Annotated in this window: 15 protein-coding genes; 6 read left to right on the plus strand and 9 right to left on the minus strand. The window is 72.6% G+C overall.

Going from position 1 to position 15066, the window contains the following annotated elements; all coding sequences use genetic code 11:
* Positions 1-67: 67 nt before the first annotated feature.
* A complete protein-coding gene (locus OHB09_RS30345; protein ID WP_191853565.1) occupies positions 68-550 on the minus strand; it encodes a MarR family winged helix-turn-helix transcriptional regulator in 483 nt (160 codons plus the stop codon).
* A 234-nt stretch (positions 551-784) separates the two neighbouring features.
* Here OHB09_RS30345 and OHB09_RS30350 point away from each other — a divergent pair, with 234 nt between their 5' ends.
* The gene (locus tag OHB09_RS30350; RefSeq protein WP_006139223.1) at positions 785-1753 is read left to right on the plus strand and encodes an alpha/beta hydrolase; all 969 of its coding nucleotides are present in this window, start codon (positions 785-787) and stop codon (positions 1751-1753) included.
* 114 nt (positions 1754-1867) lie between these two features.
* Here the strand turns inward: OHB09_RS30350 and OHB09_RS30355 are convergent, their stop codons facing one another.
* The gene (locus tag OHB09_RS30355; RefSeq protein ID WP_191853566.1) at positions 1868-2320 is read right to left on the minus strand and encodes a MarR family winged helix-turn-helix transcriptional regulator; all 453 of its coding nucleotides are present in this window, start codon (positions 2318-2320) and stop codon (positions 1868-1870) included.
* Positions 2321-2517: 197 nt separating this feature from the next.
* Between OHB09_RS30355 and OHB09_RS30360 the strand changes: the two genes are divergently transcribed.
* Positions 2518-3504, plus strand: a complete 987-nt coding sequence (locus OHB09_RS30360) for an NAD-dependent epimerase/dehydratase family protein (protein ID WP_191891628.1) — start codon at positions 2518-2520, stop codon at positions 3502-3504.
* A gap of 71 nt (positions 3505-3575) precedes the next feature.
* Here the strand turns inward: OHB09_RS30360 and OHB09_RS30365 are convergent, their stop codons facing one another.
* The 5 genes from OHB09_RS30365 to iolC all read right to left on the minus strand — a co-directional run bounded on the left by OHB09_RS30365 (position 3576) and on the right by iolC (position 10000).
* Positions 3576-4355, minus strand: a complete 780-nt coding sequence (locus tag OHB09_RS30365; RefSeq protein WP_006139220.1) for a GntR family transcriptional regulator — start codon at positions 4353-4355, stop codon at positions 3576-3578.
* Entirely contained in the window at positions 4352-5875 is a 1524-nt protein-coding gene (locus OHB09_RS30370; protein WP_006139219.1) for a CoA-acylating methylmalonate-semialdehyde dehydrogenase, read from the minus strand. Before OHB09_RS30370 ends, OHB09_RS30365 begins: the two co-directional genes overlap by 4 nt.
* A gap of 61 nt (positions 5876-5936) precedes the next feature.
* Positions 5937-7808 carry a 3D-(3,5/4)-trihydroxycyclohexane-1,2-dione acylhydrolase (decyclizing) gene (gene iolD, locus OHB09_RS30375; protein WP_319351226.1) on the minus strand — a complete coding sequence of 624 codons (1872 nt, stop codon included), beginning with the start codon at positions 7806-7808 and terminating at the stop codon, positions 5937-5939.
* A gap of 214 nt (positions 7809-8022) precedes the next feature.
* Positions 8023-8901, minus strand: coding sequence for a Cgl0159 family (beta/alpha)8-fold protein (locus OHB09_RS30380; RefSeq protein ID WP_006139217.1), 879 nt, complete (start codon positions 8899-8901; stop codon positions 8023-8025).
* A gap of 118 nt (positions 8902-9019) precedes the next feature.
* Positions 9020-10000, minus strand: coding sequence for a 5-dehydro-2-deoxygluconokinase (gene iolC, locus OHB09_RS30385; protein ID WP_191891630.1), 981 nt, complete (start codon positions 9998-10000; stop codon positions 9020-9022).
* Positions 10001-10304: 304 nt separating this feature from the next.
* Here iolC and OHB09_RS30390 point away from each other — a divergent pair, with 304 nt between their 5' ends.
* The 4 genes from OHB09_RS30390 to OHB09_RS30405 are packed head-to-tail and all read left to right on the plus strand — an operon-like array spanning position 10305 to position 14251.
* Entirely contained in the window at positions 10305-11321 is a 1017-nt protein-coding gene (locus tag OHB09_RS30390) for a sugar ABC transporter substrate-binding protein (protein WP_191853570.1), read from the plus strand.
* Entirely contained in the window at positions 11321-12397 is a 1077-nt protein-coding gene (locus OHB09_RS30395) for an ABC transporter permease (protein WP_176945162.1), read from the plus strand. The genes OHB09_RS30390 and OHB09_RS30395 overlap by 1 nt, the downstream gene beginning before the upstream one ends.
* Before the next feature lie 5 nt (positions 12398-12402).
* Positions 12403-13329 carry an ATP-binding cassette domain-containing protein gene (locus tag OHB09_RS30400; RefSeq protein WP_006139213.1) on the plus strand — a complete coding sequence of 309 codons (927 nt, stop codon included), beginning with the start codon at positions 12403-12405 and terminating at the stop codon, positions 13327-13329.
* A 1-nt stretch (position 13330) separates the two neighbouring features.
* Positions 13331-14251, plus strand: coding sequence for a sugar phosphate isomerase/epimerase family protein (locus tag OHB09_RS30405; protein WP_319351227.1), 921 nt, complete (start codon positions 13331-13333; stop codon positions 14249-14251).
* Positions 14252-14254: 3 nt separating this feature from the next.
* Here OHB09_RS30405 and OHB09_RS30410 read toward each other — a convergent pair whose 3' ends face one another.
* Positions 14255-14557, minus strand: a complete 303-nt coding sequence (locus OHB09_RS30410; RefSeq protein ID WP_093598197.1) for a hypothetical protein — start codon at positions 14555-14557, stop codon at positions 14255-14257.
* A 189-nt stretch (positions 14558-14746) separates the two neighbouring features.
* Positions 14747-14962 carry a hypothetical protein gene (locus tag OHB09_RS30415; protein WP_176945163.1) on the minus strand — a complete coding sequence of 72 codons (216 nt, stop codon included), beginning with the start codon at positions 14960-14962 and terminating at the stop codon, positions 14747-14749.
* Positions 14963-15066: the final 104 nt, after the last annotated feature.

Here is a 15066-nt window from a genome sequence, read left to right on the forward strand (position 1 = left end):
GCCAACCACCGCGCGGATCAAGCGACTTGAGGAGCTTCTGAGCTGTACCGCACGGTACGGTGCGCGCTCACCCGTCCTGGGTCACATGGGCGGTGAGGAGGCGCAGCAACCGCTTCGCCGTGGCGTCCTCCTCCGCCGTCAGCCCCATCGCGTCGCCCATCGCCGTGGGCACGGCGGCCGCGCGCTCGCGCAGGGCCGTGCCCGCCTCGGTGAGGTGCAGGGCGACCGAACGCTCGTCGTCCGGGCGCCGCTCCCGGCGCAGCAGCCCCGCCGCCTCCAGCCGCTTCAGCAGCGGGGAGAGGGTGCTGGACTCCAGCTGCAGGGCCTTGCCCAGTTCGCTCACGGTGCTGCCGTCCCGGTCCCACAGCACCAGCATCACCAGGTACTGCGGGTAGGTCAGTTCCAGCTCCTCCAGCAGCGGCCGGTAGCGCGCGGTGACGGCGCGCGAGGCGGCGTAGAGGGCGAAGCAGAGCTGGTCGTCCAGGAGCAGGGAGCCCGGCGCCGGGGGTGTCTCCCGCGGCTCCTCGTCGTGCGTGTCTCTCGCCGTCATCGCCTCATCGCCTCGTCGTCCTCCTCGCGGCGGTCCGGCCGCCGGGTCCGGTCCCTGTGCCTGCCGTCCCTGTGCCTGCCGTTTCCGTCTGTCCGATTGTATCGCTCACAAGAACGTCGACCACGAATCAGTTGCGCACGACTTAATCGAGCGCTACTGTCATGTCTGTGCCGCCGCCCCGGCGAAAGCAGACCGGCGGGGCGTGCCCGCGGCACCCGACCCGAGGAGAACGACATGAGCGACACCACCGGAACCCGTCCCGTCCTGGAGCCCGCCGCGCAGGCGTTCGTCGAGGCCACGGCCAATCCGCCCTACCTCTTCGACCTCGGCCCGGTGGAGGGCCGCAAGACCGTCGACGAGGTGCAGTCCGGCGAGATCGAGAAGCCGGCCGTCGACGAGGAGTGGATCACCGTCGCCGGCGGCCCCACGGGCAGCGTGCGGGCCCGCCTCGTCCGCCCGGCGGGCGCCGAGGGCACCCTCCCCGTCATCCTCTACATCCACGGCGCCGGCTGGGTGTTCGGCAATGCCCACACCCACGACCGCCTGGTCCGTGAACTCGCCGTCGGCGCCGGCGCCGCCGTCGTCTTCCCCGAGTACGACCTCTCACCCGAGGCGCGCTACCCGGTCGCCATCGAGCAGAACTACGCCGTGGCCCGGTGGATCGTGAGCGAGGGCGCCGCCCACGGCCTGGACGCCGGCCGGATCGCCGTCGTGGGCGACTCCGTCGGCGGCAACATGAGCGCCGCGCTGACCCTCATGGCCAAGCAGCGGGGCGACGTGCCCCTGGTCCAGCAGGTGCTGTTCTACCCGGTGACCGACGCGTCCTTCGACACCGCCTCCTACCACCAGTTCGCCGAGGGCTACTTCCTGCGCCGGGACGGCATGCAGTGGTTCTGGGACCAGTACACGGCCGACGAGGCCGAGCGCGCTCAGATCACCGCCTCGCCGCTGCGCGCCACCACCGAGCAGCTCACCGGTCTCCCGCCGGCCCTCGTCGTCACCGGCGAGGCGGACGTGCTGCGCGACGAGGGCGAGGCCTACGCGAACAAGCTGCGCGAGGCGGGCGTCCCGGTCACCGCGGTGCGCTACCAGGGCATCATCCACGACTTCGTCATGCTGAACGCCCTGCGCGGCACCCAGGCCGCGGGCGCGGCGATCGCCCAGGCGATCGGCACGCTGCGGACGGCCTTCGCCGCGGTGTGAACCGGTCGGCCGACAGGGGTGGGGCGCCTTCCCGCGGGAAGGCGCCCCACCCCTGTCGGCCGCGCGGATGGCGGGCGCGGAACGCACCGGCGGCTGGACGGCCGGTCGGGACGGTCAGTCGCCGGCCGGGGACCTCTCCTCGGCGCCGAGAACGCGCAGGATGTCGACCAGTGTCGTCATCTGCTCCTCGCTGAGCGGGCTGAACAGCTCCTCCGCCGCCACCTCGTAGCCGCTCGTCCAGTCCTGGGCCAGCGCGGCCCCCTGTTCCGTCACGCGCAGCCGTACCGAGCGGCGGTCCCGCGGGCTGGTCTGCCGTTCGAGCAGGCCGTCCCGGACCAGCGCGTCGACCAGGGTGGAGGCGGTCCCCTGGGCGATGCCGACCGCGAGCGCGAGCTCGGTCAGCCGCACGGGCTGCGACCGTGCCACCTCCACCACCAGGCGGGACCTCGGTGTCGACACCCCGTGCTCGCCGAGCCGTTCGTTGAAGTGGCGTACGAGGACCTTCGCCGTACGGCTGAACTCGTCGGCCACCTGAGCCGCGGTCGGGTTCCTTCTCGCCTCCGGCACCGCCCACCTCCTGCCTGCCCGCGCTTGACGCGCCCATCCTACGGCGGTTACATAGGCGTAGATGCATCGACGCCGAACTATTAGTCGTCGAAGCATCCGGTGTGGCGCTCGAAGCCGCCCGCCGGACGCCCTGCGGTGCGCCGCACGGAACCGGGCGACGACCGACGTCCCCGGGCCGACCACGAGGAGTGGGAAACATGAAGATCTTCGTCACCGGCGGCAGCGGTTTCGTCGGCAGCGCGCTCGTCCGCCGCCTTCTCGTCGAGGGACACCAGGTCCTGGCACTGGCCAGATCAGGTTCGAGCATCCAGCGGGTGAGGGCGGCCGGGGCCGAGCCCGTTCCCGGCGACCTCGCAGAGCTCGGCCGGGACGACTCCCCGGCGCCGGAGTGGCTCGCCCGGCTGCGGGAGACCGACGCGGTCGTGCACGTCGCCGCCCACATGGAGTTCTGGGGGCCCGACGCGCTCTTCGAACGCGCCAATCAGGTGCCGACCGTCGCCCTGCACGCCGCCGCCGTGGCGGCCGGCGTACGTCGCTTCGTGCTCGTCAGCGCCGCCTCGGTGTCCACCGGAAGCCAACGCCGCCCCGTGGTCGACGAGTCGACACCCGAAGGCCGGCCCAACATCGCCTACAGCCGGGTCAAACTGGCCACCGAACGCGCCCTCCTGCGCGCCCCCGCGGGAAACACCGAACTGGTCGTCCTGCGCCCCCCGTTCATCTGGGGCCCGGGCATGGCGGCACTCGAGGACATGGCCGAGGCCGTCGCGGCCGGACGCTTCGCCTGGATCGACCGGGGCACCCACACCATCGACTTCGTGCACGTCGAGAACCTGGTCGGCGCCGTGGTCCGCGCCCTCACCCAGGGGCGCCACCAGGGGATCTACTACGTCACCGACGGCACGCCGATGTCCGTCCGGGACTTCCTCACCCCCCTGCTGGCGACCCGCGGCGCGGACCTCTCCTCGATCCGCAGCGTCCCGCTGGCCGTGGCCGCTCCGATGGCGGCGGTGATGGACCGCACGGCGCGGCTGCTCCGCCGCAGCTCGGCACCCCCGCTCACGAACTGGCTCGTGAGCTTCGCCGGCCGTGACCGCAGCTACGACATCACGGCCGCACGGACGGAGCTGGGCTACGAGCCCGGGACGACGCTGGAGAAGGGGCTGGCGGAGATGGCCGGCGCGTGAGCCGGGCGGGACGGCCGGGTGCCCGGCAGGGGCGAGATCCGCACGGGCCGTCGTGCCGGCGCCCGGCTCCCTCAGGAGCGCGCCAGGAGGTGGAAGTCGAACGAGTAGCAGGACGCCCGGTACTGGTGGCAGCCGTACTCCAGGGCCCGGCCGGTGTGGTCGTAGGCCGTGCGGCGCATGGTCAGCAGGGCGGCGCCCTCGGGTTCCTCCAGGCGGGCCGCCTCCTCGGCGCCGGCCGAGGCCGCGCCGACGGACTGCCGGGCGCTGTGCAGGGTGAGGCCGGCCGCCCGCAGCAGCCGGTACAGACCGGTCGCCTCCAGCCGTCCGGTGTCCAGCTCGAGCAGCCCCTGGGGGAGGAAGTTGGTCAGGTGCGCCACCGGCCGGCCGCGGGTGAACCTGAGCCGTTCCAGGTGGTGCGCCGGGGCCCCCTCGGCGAGGCCCAGCGCGGCGGCCGCCGCCGCCGGAGCCGGAGCGACCTCGTTGCGCAGCACCCGGGTGGTGGGGGACTGCCCCGCGGTCTCCAGGTCGTCGTACAGACTGCTCAGCTCCAGCGGGCGCCGCACACGGGTGTGCACCACCTGGGTGCCCACACCCCGGCGGCGCACCAGCAGCCCTTTGTCGACCAGCGACTGCAGGGCCTGGCGCACCGTCGGCCGGGACAGCCCCAGCCGGCCGGCCAGGTCCACCTCGTTGCCGAGCAGGCTGCCCGGGGCGAGCGCCCCCCCTTCGATCGCCGCCGTGAGCTGCTGGGCGAGCTGGTGGTAGAGCGGGACGGGGCTGGCGCGGTCCAGGACGAGACCGAGGTCGCCGGGGGGCGCGGAGGGCCGCGTCCCGGGTGCCGCCGGGGTCATGAGTGGCTCGGGAAGCCGAGGTTGATGCCGCCGTCGGCCGGGTCCGGCCAGCGGGTGGTGACGGTCTTGCCCCGGGTGTAGAAGGCGACGCCGTCGCTGCCGTAGATGTGCAGGTCGCCGAAGAGGGAGTCCTTCCAGCCGCCGAAGGAGTGGTGGCCGACGGGCACCGGGATCGGCACGTTGACGCCCACCATGCCCGCCTCGACCTCCAGCTGGAAGCGGCGGGCGGCCCCGCCGTCGCGGGTGAAGATCGCGGTGCCGTTGCCCCAGCGGGAGCTGTTGATCAGCTCGACCGCCTCCTCGTACGTCTTGGCGCGGACCACGCACAGCACCGGCCCGAAGATCTCCTCGCGGTAGGCGTCCGCCGTCACCGGCACCCGGTCGAGCAGCGAGACGCCGGTGAAGAACCCGTCCTCGTGGCCGGGGACGGTGCAGCCGGTGCCGTCGACGACGACCTCGGCGCCCTGCGCGGCGGCGCCCGCCACGTAGGCGGCCACCTTGTCGCGGTGCTCGCGGGTGATCAGCGGGCCCATCTCGCTGGCCGGGTCGTCGCCGGGTCCGATGCGCAGCGCCTTGGCCCGTTCGGCGATCCGGGCGACCAGCTCGTCGCCGACGCCGCCGACGGCGACCACCACCGACACCGCCATGCACCGCTCGCCCGCCGAACCGTAGGCCGCGTTGATCGCCTGGTCGGCGGCGAGGTCTAGGTCGGCGTCGGGCAGCACCAGCATGTGGTTCTTGGCGCCGCCGAGGGCCTGCACCCGCTTGCCGTGCTCGACCGCCTTGAGCTGCACGTACCTGGCGATCGGGGTGGAGCCGACGAAGGACACGGCGGCGATGTCGGGGTGTTCCAGGAGCCGGTCGACGGCCGGCTTGTCGCCCTGCACCACGTTGAACACGCCGTCCGGCAGCCCCGCCTCGGACAGCAGCGCGGCGAGCCGCAGCGAGGCGGAGGGGTCCTTCTCGCTCGGCTTGAGCACGAAGGTGTTCCCGCAGGCGATCGCGACGGGGAACATCCACATCGGCACCATCGCCGGGAAGTTGAACGGGGTGATCCCGGCGACCACGCCCAGCGGCTGCCGCAGGGTGGCCACGTCGACCCGGGTGGACACCTCGGTGGACAGCTCGCCCTTGAGGTGCGCGGGGATGCCGCAGGCCAGTTCGACGATCTCCATGCCGCGCGCGATCTCGCCGAGTGCGTCGGAGTGCACCTTGCCGTGCTCCGCGGTGATCAGGGCGGCGATCTCGTCGCGGTGGGCGTCGAGCAGCTCGCGGAACCTGAACAGGATCGTCGTGCGCCGGGCGAGCGAGGTGCGGCTCCAGCCGGCGTAGGCGGCCTTCGCGGCGGCGACGGCGGTGTCCACCTCCTCCACCGAGGCGAAGGCGACCCGCCTGGCCTCGGCCCCGGTGGCCGGGTTGTAGACGGGGCCGGACCGGCCCGAGGCGGACTCGACGGGCCGGCCGTCGATCCAGTGGCTCACGGTGCCGGTGTGCGGGGCGGTGTGTACGGGGGCGTTCACGGGCGGGGCCTTTCCGTGCGGAGGAGACGGAGGAGAAGCGCGGGGAGGGGACGGGGCGCGGTCAGAGGTGGTGTCGGCGGGCGGTCACCCGGCGGTCGTAGCGTTCCCGGGCGGCGAGGGCGGCCTCGCGGCCCGAGACCGCGGCGACCGGTACGTCCCACCATGCCTCGGCCGGGGGCGCCGTCGCCGCGGGATCGGTCTCGACATACACGCAGGTCGGCCGGTCGGAGGCACGGGCCGCCGTCAGGGCCTCGCGCAGCTCCCGCACGGTCTTGGCGCGCAGGACGTCCATGCCGAGGCTCGCGGCGTTGGCGGCGAGGTCCACGGGCAGCGGGTCGCCGGTGAAGGAACCGTCGGCGGCGCGGTAGCGGTAGGCGGTGCCGAAGCGTTCGCCGCCGGTCTCCTCGGACAGGCCGCCGATGGAGGCGTAGCCGTGGTTCTGCAGCAGCACCAGGTTGACCGGCAGCCCCTCCTGGACGGCGGTGACGATCTCGGTCGGCATCATCAGGTACGTGCCGTCGCCGACCAGCGACCACACCACCACCTCCGGGGCCGCCTGCTGCACGCCGACGGCGGCCGGGATCTCGTAGCCCATGCAGGAGTAGCCGTACTCCAGGTGGTACTGGCGCGGCGAGCGGGCCCGCCACAGTTTGTGCAGGTCACCGGGGAGCGAACCGGCCGCGTTGATCACCACGTCGGTGTCGCCGACGACGGCGTCCAGGGCGCCGAGCACCTGCGTCTGGGTGGGCACCGCGTCGTCCTCGGCGTCGAACGCGGCGGCCACGACCCGCTCCCAGCGCTCCTTGCCCGCCCGGTACTCCGCCTCGTACGCGGCGTCGACACGATGGTCGGCCAGTGCCGCCGTGAGCGCCGTCAGGCCGCTGCGGGCGTCGGCGAGGAGCGGGCGCGCGGCGAGCTTGTGGGCGTCGAAGGCGGTGATGTTGAGGTTGACGAACCGGACGTCCGGGTGCTGGAAGAGGGTCCCGGAGGCGGTGGTGAAGTCGGAGTAACGGGTGCCGACGCCGAGGACCAGGTCGGCCTCGCGGGCCAGCGCGTCGGCCACCGCGGTCCCGGTGTGGCCGATGCCGCCGAGGTCGGCGGCGTGGTCGTGGCGCAGTGACCCTTTGCCCGCCTGGGTGGACGCGACCGGGATGCCGGTCACGTCCACCAGTGCCTTCAGTGCCTCCTCGGCCTCGCTGTGGTGGACCCCGCCACCCGCCACGAGCAGGGGCCGGCGCGCGCCCCTGAGGAGCCGCACCGCCTCGGCGAGTTCCGCCGGGTCGGGCTCGGGCCGCCGTACGTGCCACACCCGCTCGGCGAAGAACTCCTCGGGCCAGTCGTACGCCTCGGCCTGCACGTCCTGCGGGAGGGCGAGGGTGACGGCGCCGGTCTCGGCGGGATCGGTGAGCACGCGCATCGCCTGGAGCGCGGAGGCGAGCAGTGCCTCCGGGCGGGTGATCCGGTCGAAGAAGCGGGAGACCGGACGCAGGGCGTCGTTGACGGTGATGTCCGCGCCCGAGGGGTGCTCCAGTTGCTGCAGCAGCGGGTCGGCGGGCCGGGTGGCGAAGTGGTCGCCGGGCAGCAGGAGCACGGGCAGCCGGTTGATGGTCGCGAGGGCGGCGCCGGTGACCAGGTTGGTGGCGCCGGGCCCGATGGAGGTGGTGACGGCCTGCGCGGAGAGCCGGTTGAGCTGCCGGGCGTACCCGACGGCCGCGTGCACCATCGCCTGCTCGTTGCGGCCCTGGTGGTAGGGCATCGCGTCCGCGTACTCGAGGAGCGCCTGGCCCACCCCCGCGACGTTGCCGTGGCCGAAGACGCCCCAGGTGCCGGCGATCAGCCGGTGGCGGGCCCCGTCGCGTTCGGTGTACTGCGCGGACAGGAACCGCACCAGTGCCTGGGCGACGGTCAGACGGACGCGCGGGGATGGGCTCATCGAAACCTCACCGGGGAGTTGAAGGAACCGACGGGAGCGAGTGCGGACGCGGCGGGAACCGCTGGAGGGACGGGAACCGCGGCAGAGACGGCGGGAGGGACGGGAACCGCGGCAGAGACGGCGGGAGGGACGGGAACCGCGGCAGAGACGGCGGGAGTGGCGGGAAGAGCGGCAGTGGCGGGAGCGGTGGACATCGGGTGCGCGGTGCCGGCGGTCACAGCAGTCCCACCGCCGTGTCCACCGCCGCCTCCACACTGCCCGAGGCCGGGTAGAGCAGCGAGCGGCCGACGACCAGCCCCTGCACGGTCGGCAGGCGCAGCGCCTTGCGCCATCTCTCGTAGGCGGCGTCCTGGTCCGGGCCGACGTCGCCGCCGAGGAGCACCACGGGCAGCGTGGACGTCGCCAGGACCCCCTCCATGTCGTCCGGGTCCTCGGTGACGGGCAGCTTGAGCCAGGTGTAGGCGGAGGTGCCGCCGAGCCCGGAGGCGATGGCCAGGGAGCGGGTCACGGCCTCGGCGCCCAGGTCGTTGCGGACGCCGCCGTCCACCCGGCGGGAGAGGAACGGCTCGACGAACACCGGCAGCCGCCGGGCGGCCATGGCGTCGACCGCGCGGGCGGCGGACTCCAGGGTGCGCAGCGAGCCGGGGTCCTCGTAGTCGATGCGCAGCAGCAGCTTGCCCGCGTCCAGTCCGAACCGCTCGATGTCCTCGGCGCGGTACCCGGTGAAGCGGTCGTCCATCTCGAAGGCGGCGCCCGCCAGACCACCGCGGTTCATCGAGCCCATGACGACCTTGTTCTCCAGGGCCCCGAGCAGCAGCAGGTCCTCCAGGACGTCGGCGCTGGCCAGGACGCCGTCCACGCCCGGCCGGGACAGCGCGAGGCACAGCCGGTGCAGCAGGTCGGCGCGGTTGGCCATGGCCAGGCGGTCGCCGCCGACGCCGAGGGCACCCCGGGCGGGATGGTCGGCGGCGACGATCATCAGTCGGCCGCTGTCGCCGACCAGCGGCCGCCGGGCGCGCCGGGCCGCAGCCTCGGCTATCGCCTCGGGACGGCGGGCGCGCACCGCGACCAGGTCGGGGATGCTGATGCTCAAGGGGGTGACTCCGTTTCGGGCCGGCGCCGGTGGGCCGGGGTGGGGGAGCGGCACGGGCCGCGGGCGGGGCGGGGACGGGGCGGCGTCGGCCGGCCGCGCGGGGGAGGATGCCTCCCCGTTACGGCCCCTCCCGGCCGGTGAGGAGGTGCTCGATCTCGGCGGCGGTCGGCATCGCGGCGGAACAGGCGAGCCGGGAGGCGACGAGCGCGCCGGCCGCGTTGGCGCGGCGCATGGTCTCCTCCAGCGGCAGGCCGGACAGCAGGCCGTGGCAGAGCGCCCCGCCGAACGCGTCGCCCGCGCCGAGACCGTTGACGACCTCCACGGGCACCGGCGGCACCTCGGCCTCCTCGCCGTCGCGGTGGACGGCGAGGACGCCCTTGGGGCCCTGCTTGACCACGGCGAGTTCCACGCCGGCGGCCAGCAGGGCCTCGGCGCAGGCGCGCGGCTCGCGCACCCCCGTGGCGATCTCGCACTCGTCGAGGTTGCCGACGGCGACGGTGGCGTGCTTCAGGGCCTCCGCGTAGGAGGGGCGGGCGGTCTCCGGGTCCTGCCAGAACATCGGCCGCCAGTCCAGGTCGAAGACGGTGGTGCCGCGTCCGGCGCGGGCCCGGAGGGCGGCGAGGGTGGCCGAGCGGCTGGGCTCCTCGCTCAGTCCGGTGCCGGTGACCCAGAAGACGCGGGCGGCACGGATCGCGGGAAGGTCCAGTGCGTCGGCGGTGAGGTACAGGTCGGGGGCCTTGGGCCGGCGGTAGAAGTACAGCGGGAAGTCGTCCGGCGGGAAGATCTCGCAGAACGTCAGGGGCGTCTGCTCGCCCGGGACCGGGGTGACGTACCGGTCGTCGACGCCGAAGGCGCGCAGCTCGGTGTGCAGATAGGTGCCGAAGGGGTCGTCGCCGGTGCGGGTGATCACGGCGGTGGCCAGGCCCAGGCGCGCGGCGGCCACCGCGACGTTGGCGGCGGAACCGCCGAGGAACTTGCCGAACGATTCCACCTCGGGCAGTCGCACCCCGGTCTGCAGCGGGTAGAGATCGACTCCGATGCGCCCCATGGTGAGGAGGTCGAAGGTGACGACGGGCTCGGGCTCGGAGGGCAGGGACATCGCGTGGCTCCTCGTCGGCTGGAGGGCGGGGGCGGGGGCGTCGGGGCCGCGCCGATGTCACACAGGTGTAGGCGCCCTCGAACCGCATGTCAAGAATTTGTACTGACATACGGACCTGTGCCTGAACTGATGTCTTAACAAAGTATTGACAGTGGGGTATCACAAGGGTTTGTATCCCGTCCCAACACCCCTCCACGACCACCTGCCACGGCCCGGGTACTCTGCCCCGGACCTGTGAGCGGGCACCGACGCCCGCCGCCGTCCCGTCACCCGCCCCCGGCCGCACAGTGAGGTACTGGAAGACATGGACCGCTCGAGAGACCCCCGTTCCCGCAGAGCCGCGCTCATCGCCACGGCCGCGATATCGGCCCTGCTGATAGCCGGCTGTTCCAGCAGCTCGGGAGGCAAGAAGGCGGAGGACGACGCCAAGGGCGCCTCCGCGGGCAAGGCGGACACCCCCGCCATGAAGGTCGCGCTCGTCACCCACCAGGCCCCCGGCGACACCTTCTGGGACATCGTCCGCAAGGGGGCCGAGGCCGCCGCCGCCAAGGACAACATCAAGCTGGTCTACTCCTCCGACCCCAGCGCGGGCAACCAGGCCAACCTGGTGCAGAACGCCATCGACCAGAAGGTGGACGGCATCGCCGTCACCCTCGCCAAGCCCGGCGCGATGAAGGACGTCATCGGCAAGGCCGGCAAGGCGAACATCCCCGTCGTCGGCCTCAACTCGGGCCTCGCCGACTGGAAGAAGCTCGGCCTGCTGGAGTTCTTCGGGCAGGACGAGAGCGTGGCGGGCGAGGCCTTCGGCAAGAAGCTGAACGAGGTCGGCGCCAAGAAGGCCGTCTGCGTCGTCCACGAGCAGGGCAACGTCGGCCTCACCCAGCGCTGCGACGGCGTGAAGAAGACCTTCGAGGGCGACGTCGAAAACCTGTACGTCAACGGCACGGACATGCCGTCCGTGAAGTCGACGATCACCGCCAAGCTCAAGCGGGACAGCGACATCGACCACGTCGTCACGCTCGGCGCGCCCTTCGCCATGACCGCCACGCAGTCCGTCGGCGACGCGGGCAGCAAGGCGAAGGTCGCCACCTTCGACCTCAACAAGAACCTCACCGGCGCCATCAAGAAGGGCACCATCGAGTTCGCCGTCGACCAGCAGCCCTACCTCCAGGGCTACCTCGCCGTGGACTCCCTGTGGCTGTACAAGAACAACGGCAACTACAGCGGCGGCGGCGAGCAGCCCGTGCTGACCGGCCCGGCCTTCGTCGACAAGTCCAACGTGGACCGGGTCGCCGAGTTCGCCGCGAAGGGCACCCGGTGATGGACGTGACCCAGCAGGCAGCGCCGGCGGCGGACACGCCGCCGGCCTCCGGCACGGGGCAGCGGGACGGCCGCACCCGGCAGCGCTCCCTGGCGCTGCGGCTGCTCGCCCGGCCCGAGGTCGGCGTCTTCCTCGGCGCCGTCGCGGTGTTCGTGTTCTTCCTCGTTCAGGCCCCGACCGTCCGCCAGGGCAGCTCGATGGCCACCGTGCTCTACCAGGCGTCCACCATCGGCATCATGGCGCTGCCGGTGGCGCTGCTGATGATCGGCGGCGAGTTCGACCTGTCGGCGGGCGTCGCCGTGATCAGCTCCGCGCTGACCGCGGCCATGATCAGCTTCCAGCTCACCATGAACGTGTGGGTGGGCGTGCTGGTGGCGCTGGTGCTCTCCCTCGCCGTCGGGGCCTTCAACGGCTGGATGATGGTCCGCACCGGACTGCCCAGCTTCCTGGTCACCCTCGGCACCTTCCTCGGCCTCCAGGGTGTCAACCTGGCCGTCACCAAGCTGGTCACCGGCAACGTCGCCACCGACGACATCAGCGACATGGACGGCTTCGACCAGGCCAAGAGCGTCTTCTCCTCCTCCTTCCACCTGGGTGACGTGCAGGTGAAGATCACCGTGGTCTGGTGGCTGGTGTTCGCGGCGCTGGCCACCTGGGTGCTGCTGCGCACCAAGTACGGCAACTGGATCTTCGCGGTCGGCGGCAACAAGGACAGCGCCCGCGCGGTCGGGGTCCCGGTGACCTTCACCAAGATCTCGCTGTTCATGCTGGTCGGCTTCGGCGCCTGGTTCGTCGGCATGCACCAGCTGTTCGCGTTCAACACCGTGCAGTCCGGCGAGGGTGTCGGCCAGGAACTGATCTACATCGCCGCGGCCGTGATCGGCGGCTGCCTGCTCACCGGCGGCTACGGCTCCGCGATCGGACCCGTCTTCGGCGCCTTCATGTTCGGCATGGTGAGCCAGGGCATCGTCTTCGCCGGCTGGAACCCCGACTGGTTCAAGGCCTTCCTCGGTGTGATGCTCCTCGGGGCCACCCTCATCAATCTGTGGGTCCGCCAGTCGGCGACCCGGAGGTGACACCCATGACCACCGCTGACCCCCAGAAGACCACCGCCGTGGCGGAGAAGGACCCCGCCGGCGGCCCGGCCCCCGAGGGCGCGGGGCCGCTCGTCGAGCTGCGCGGCGCCGGGAAGTCCTACGGCAACATCCGCGCCCTGCACGGGGTGGACCTCGCCGTGCACCCCGGCCGGGTGACCTGCGTGCTCGGCGACAACGGCGCCGGCAAGTCCACCCTCATCAAGATCATCTCCGGGCTGCACCAGCACACCGAGGGCGAAGTCCTCGTCGACGGGACCCCGGTACGGTTCAACACCCCCCGCGAGGCCCTCGCCAAGGGCATCGCCACCGTCTACCAGGACCTCGCCACCGTGCCGCTGATGCCGGTGTGGCGGAACTTCTTCCTCGGCTCCGAGATGACGAAGGGCCCCTGGCCCGTACGGCGCCTCGACATCGCCCGCATGAAGCGGACCGCCGACGAGGAACTGCGCAACATGGGCATCGTCCTCGACGACCTGGAGCAACCCCTCGGAACCCTCTCCGGCGGCCAGCGCCAGTCCGTGGCCATCGCCCGCGCCGTCTACTTCGGCGCCCGCGTCCTCATCCTCGACGAACCCACCGCCGCCCTCGGCGTCAAGCAGTCGGGCGTGGTGCTCAAGTACATCGCGGCCGCGCGCGAGCGCGGCCTCGGCGTCATCTTCATCACCCACAATCCCCACCACGCCTACCTGGTCGGCGACCACTTCAGCGTGCTGCGTCTGGGCACCCTGGAGCTGTCCGCCGCCCGCAGCGAGGTGAGCCTGGAACAGCTCACCAACCACATGGCCGGCGGTGCGGAACTGGACGCGCTCAAGCACGAACTGGAACGGGCCGGCGGCGTGGACGTCGAGGCGCTCCCCGGGGCGCCGGACGCCGGGGAACCGGCCGGGACACCCTCGGAAGGGACCGCCTGACATGACCGGAACCGACTCGCCCGCTCCCGTCCTGGACCGCATCCGGGTCGGTTCCGCCCCCGACTCCTGGGGCGTCTGGTTCCCCGAGGACCCCCGGCAGGTGCCCTGGCGGCGCTTCCTCGACGAGGTCGCCGAGGCCGGGTACTCCTGGATCGAACTGGGCCCCTACGGCTACCTGCCCACCGACCCGGCCCGCCTCGGCGAGGAGGTGGCCCGCCGGAACCTCAGGGTCTCGGCGGGCACCATCTTCTGCGGTCTGCACCGGGGGCCCGCCGAGTGGGACGGCACGTGGGAGCAGGTGAGCCGGGTCGCCGCCCTCACCCGGGACATGGGCGCCGGGCACCTCGTCGTCATCCCGTCCTTCTGGCGCGACGACAAGACCGCCGAGATCCTGGAGCCCGCCGAACTCACCGCCGAGCAGTGGGGCCACCTCACCCGGGGCATGGAACGCCTGGGTCGGGAGGTGAAGGAGACGTACGGCCTCGACATCGTCGTCCACCCGCACGCCGACACCCACCTCGACACCGAGGAGCACGTCGCGCGCCTCCTCGACGCCACCGACTCCTCGCTGGTCAACCTGTGCCTGGACACCGGGCACTACGCCTACTGCGGCGGCGACAGCGTCAGGCTGATCGAGACCTACGGCGAGCGCATCGGCTATCTGCACCTCAAGCAGGTCGATCCGGAGATCCTCGCGGGGGTGGTCGCGGAAGGGGTGCCCTTCGGGCCCGCGGTGGCCCGCGGGGTGATGTGCGAGCCGCCGGGGGGTGTCCCGGAGCTGGGGCCGGTGCTCACCGCCGCACAGAAGCTGGACGTGGACCTGTTCGCCATCGTCGAGCAGGACATGTACCCCTGCCCGCCGGACAAGCCGCTGCCGATCGCCGTGCGGACACGGAGGTTCCTGCGCTCCTGCGGGGCGTGAGCCTCAGGCGTGACGGCCGGGCCCCATCGGGTCGTCGAAGGCCTGTGCGTCGCCCCTGCCGTAGCCGCGGCTCCGGCGGTGGCGACGACGGCCGCGGTGGGCGCTGCTCACGGCGGTGGCCATGGCCAGGCTGAAGATCAGGGCGAGGGCGAGCCCCGCGCAGAAGAGCGCCAGGGCGTTCATCGTGGCGATGTGGTTGCCCAGCACCGACACGGAGTACTCGGGGCCGCCCCCGAGGTTGTCGGCGATCGCGAGACCGGTGAAGGCCGCGGTGGCCGCGAGCAGGAGCAGTCCGAGGACCAGCATGCGAGTCATCCCCTCGACATCGGGAGTTCTGTCCGGTTGCTCGGGGTTCTCCCGGTTGTCCGGGACATCCCGTTTCTCCGGGTACCCAGCCGGGAGGAAACCTGCCGGGAGGAAACCTGCCGGGAGGAACTCGCCGGAGGGCCGTCCGCCGGAGGGCCGCCCGGCGGCGGTGAGTCCGCCGGTCGCGGTCTAGGCCGCCAGGTAGTGGTGCGCGTCCGCCCCGCGCCACTTCACCCACGCCGGGTCGTCGAGCAGTTCCTCCGCATCCGGCAGACCCGCCCGGCCGAGGAACTCGACCAGGTCCTCGTCGGAGAAGGCCACCCCCAGGCTCTCCCCGCGCGCCGTCACGCGCCTGCCCCCCGACCCCAGCGGGGGATGAACGATTACAGGTGCGCGCCCGGACATGTATCCAGCATCGTCCCGTCCGCCGCGCCCCGCATCCGCACGGCCCGGCGACACCAGGTGGTCCCTCCCGCCGAAGGGGTGCGAAAACGCCCGGAACCGCGCGA

The sequence above is a fragment of the Streptomyces griseoaurantiacus genome (assembly GCF_036189845.1).
Taxonomy (GTDB): Bacteria; Actinomycetota; Actinomycetes; order Streptomycetales; family Streptomycetaceae; genus Streptomyces; species Streptomyces griseoaurantiacus.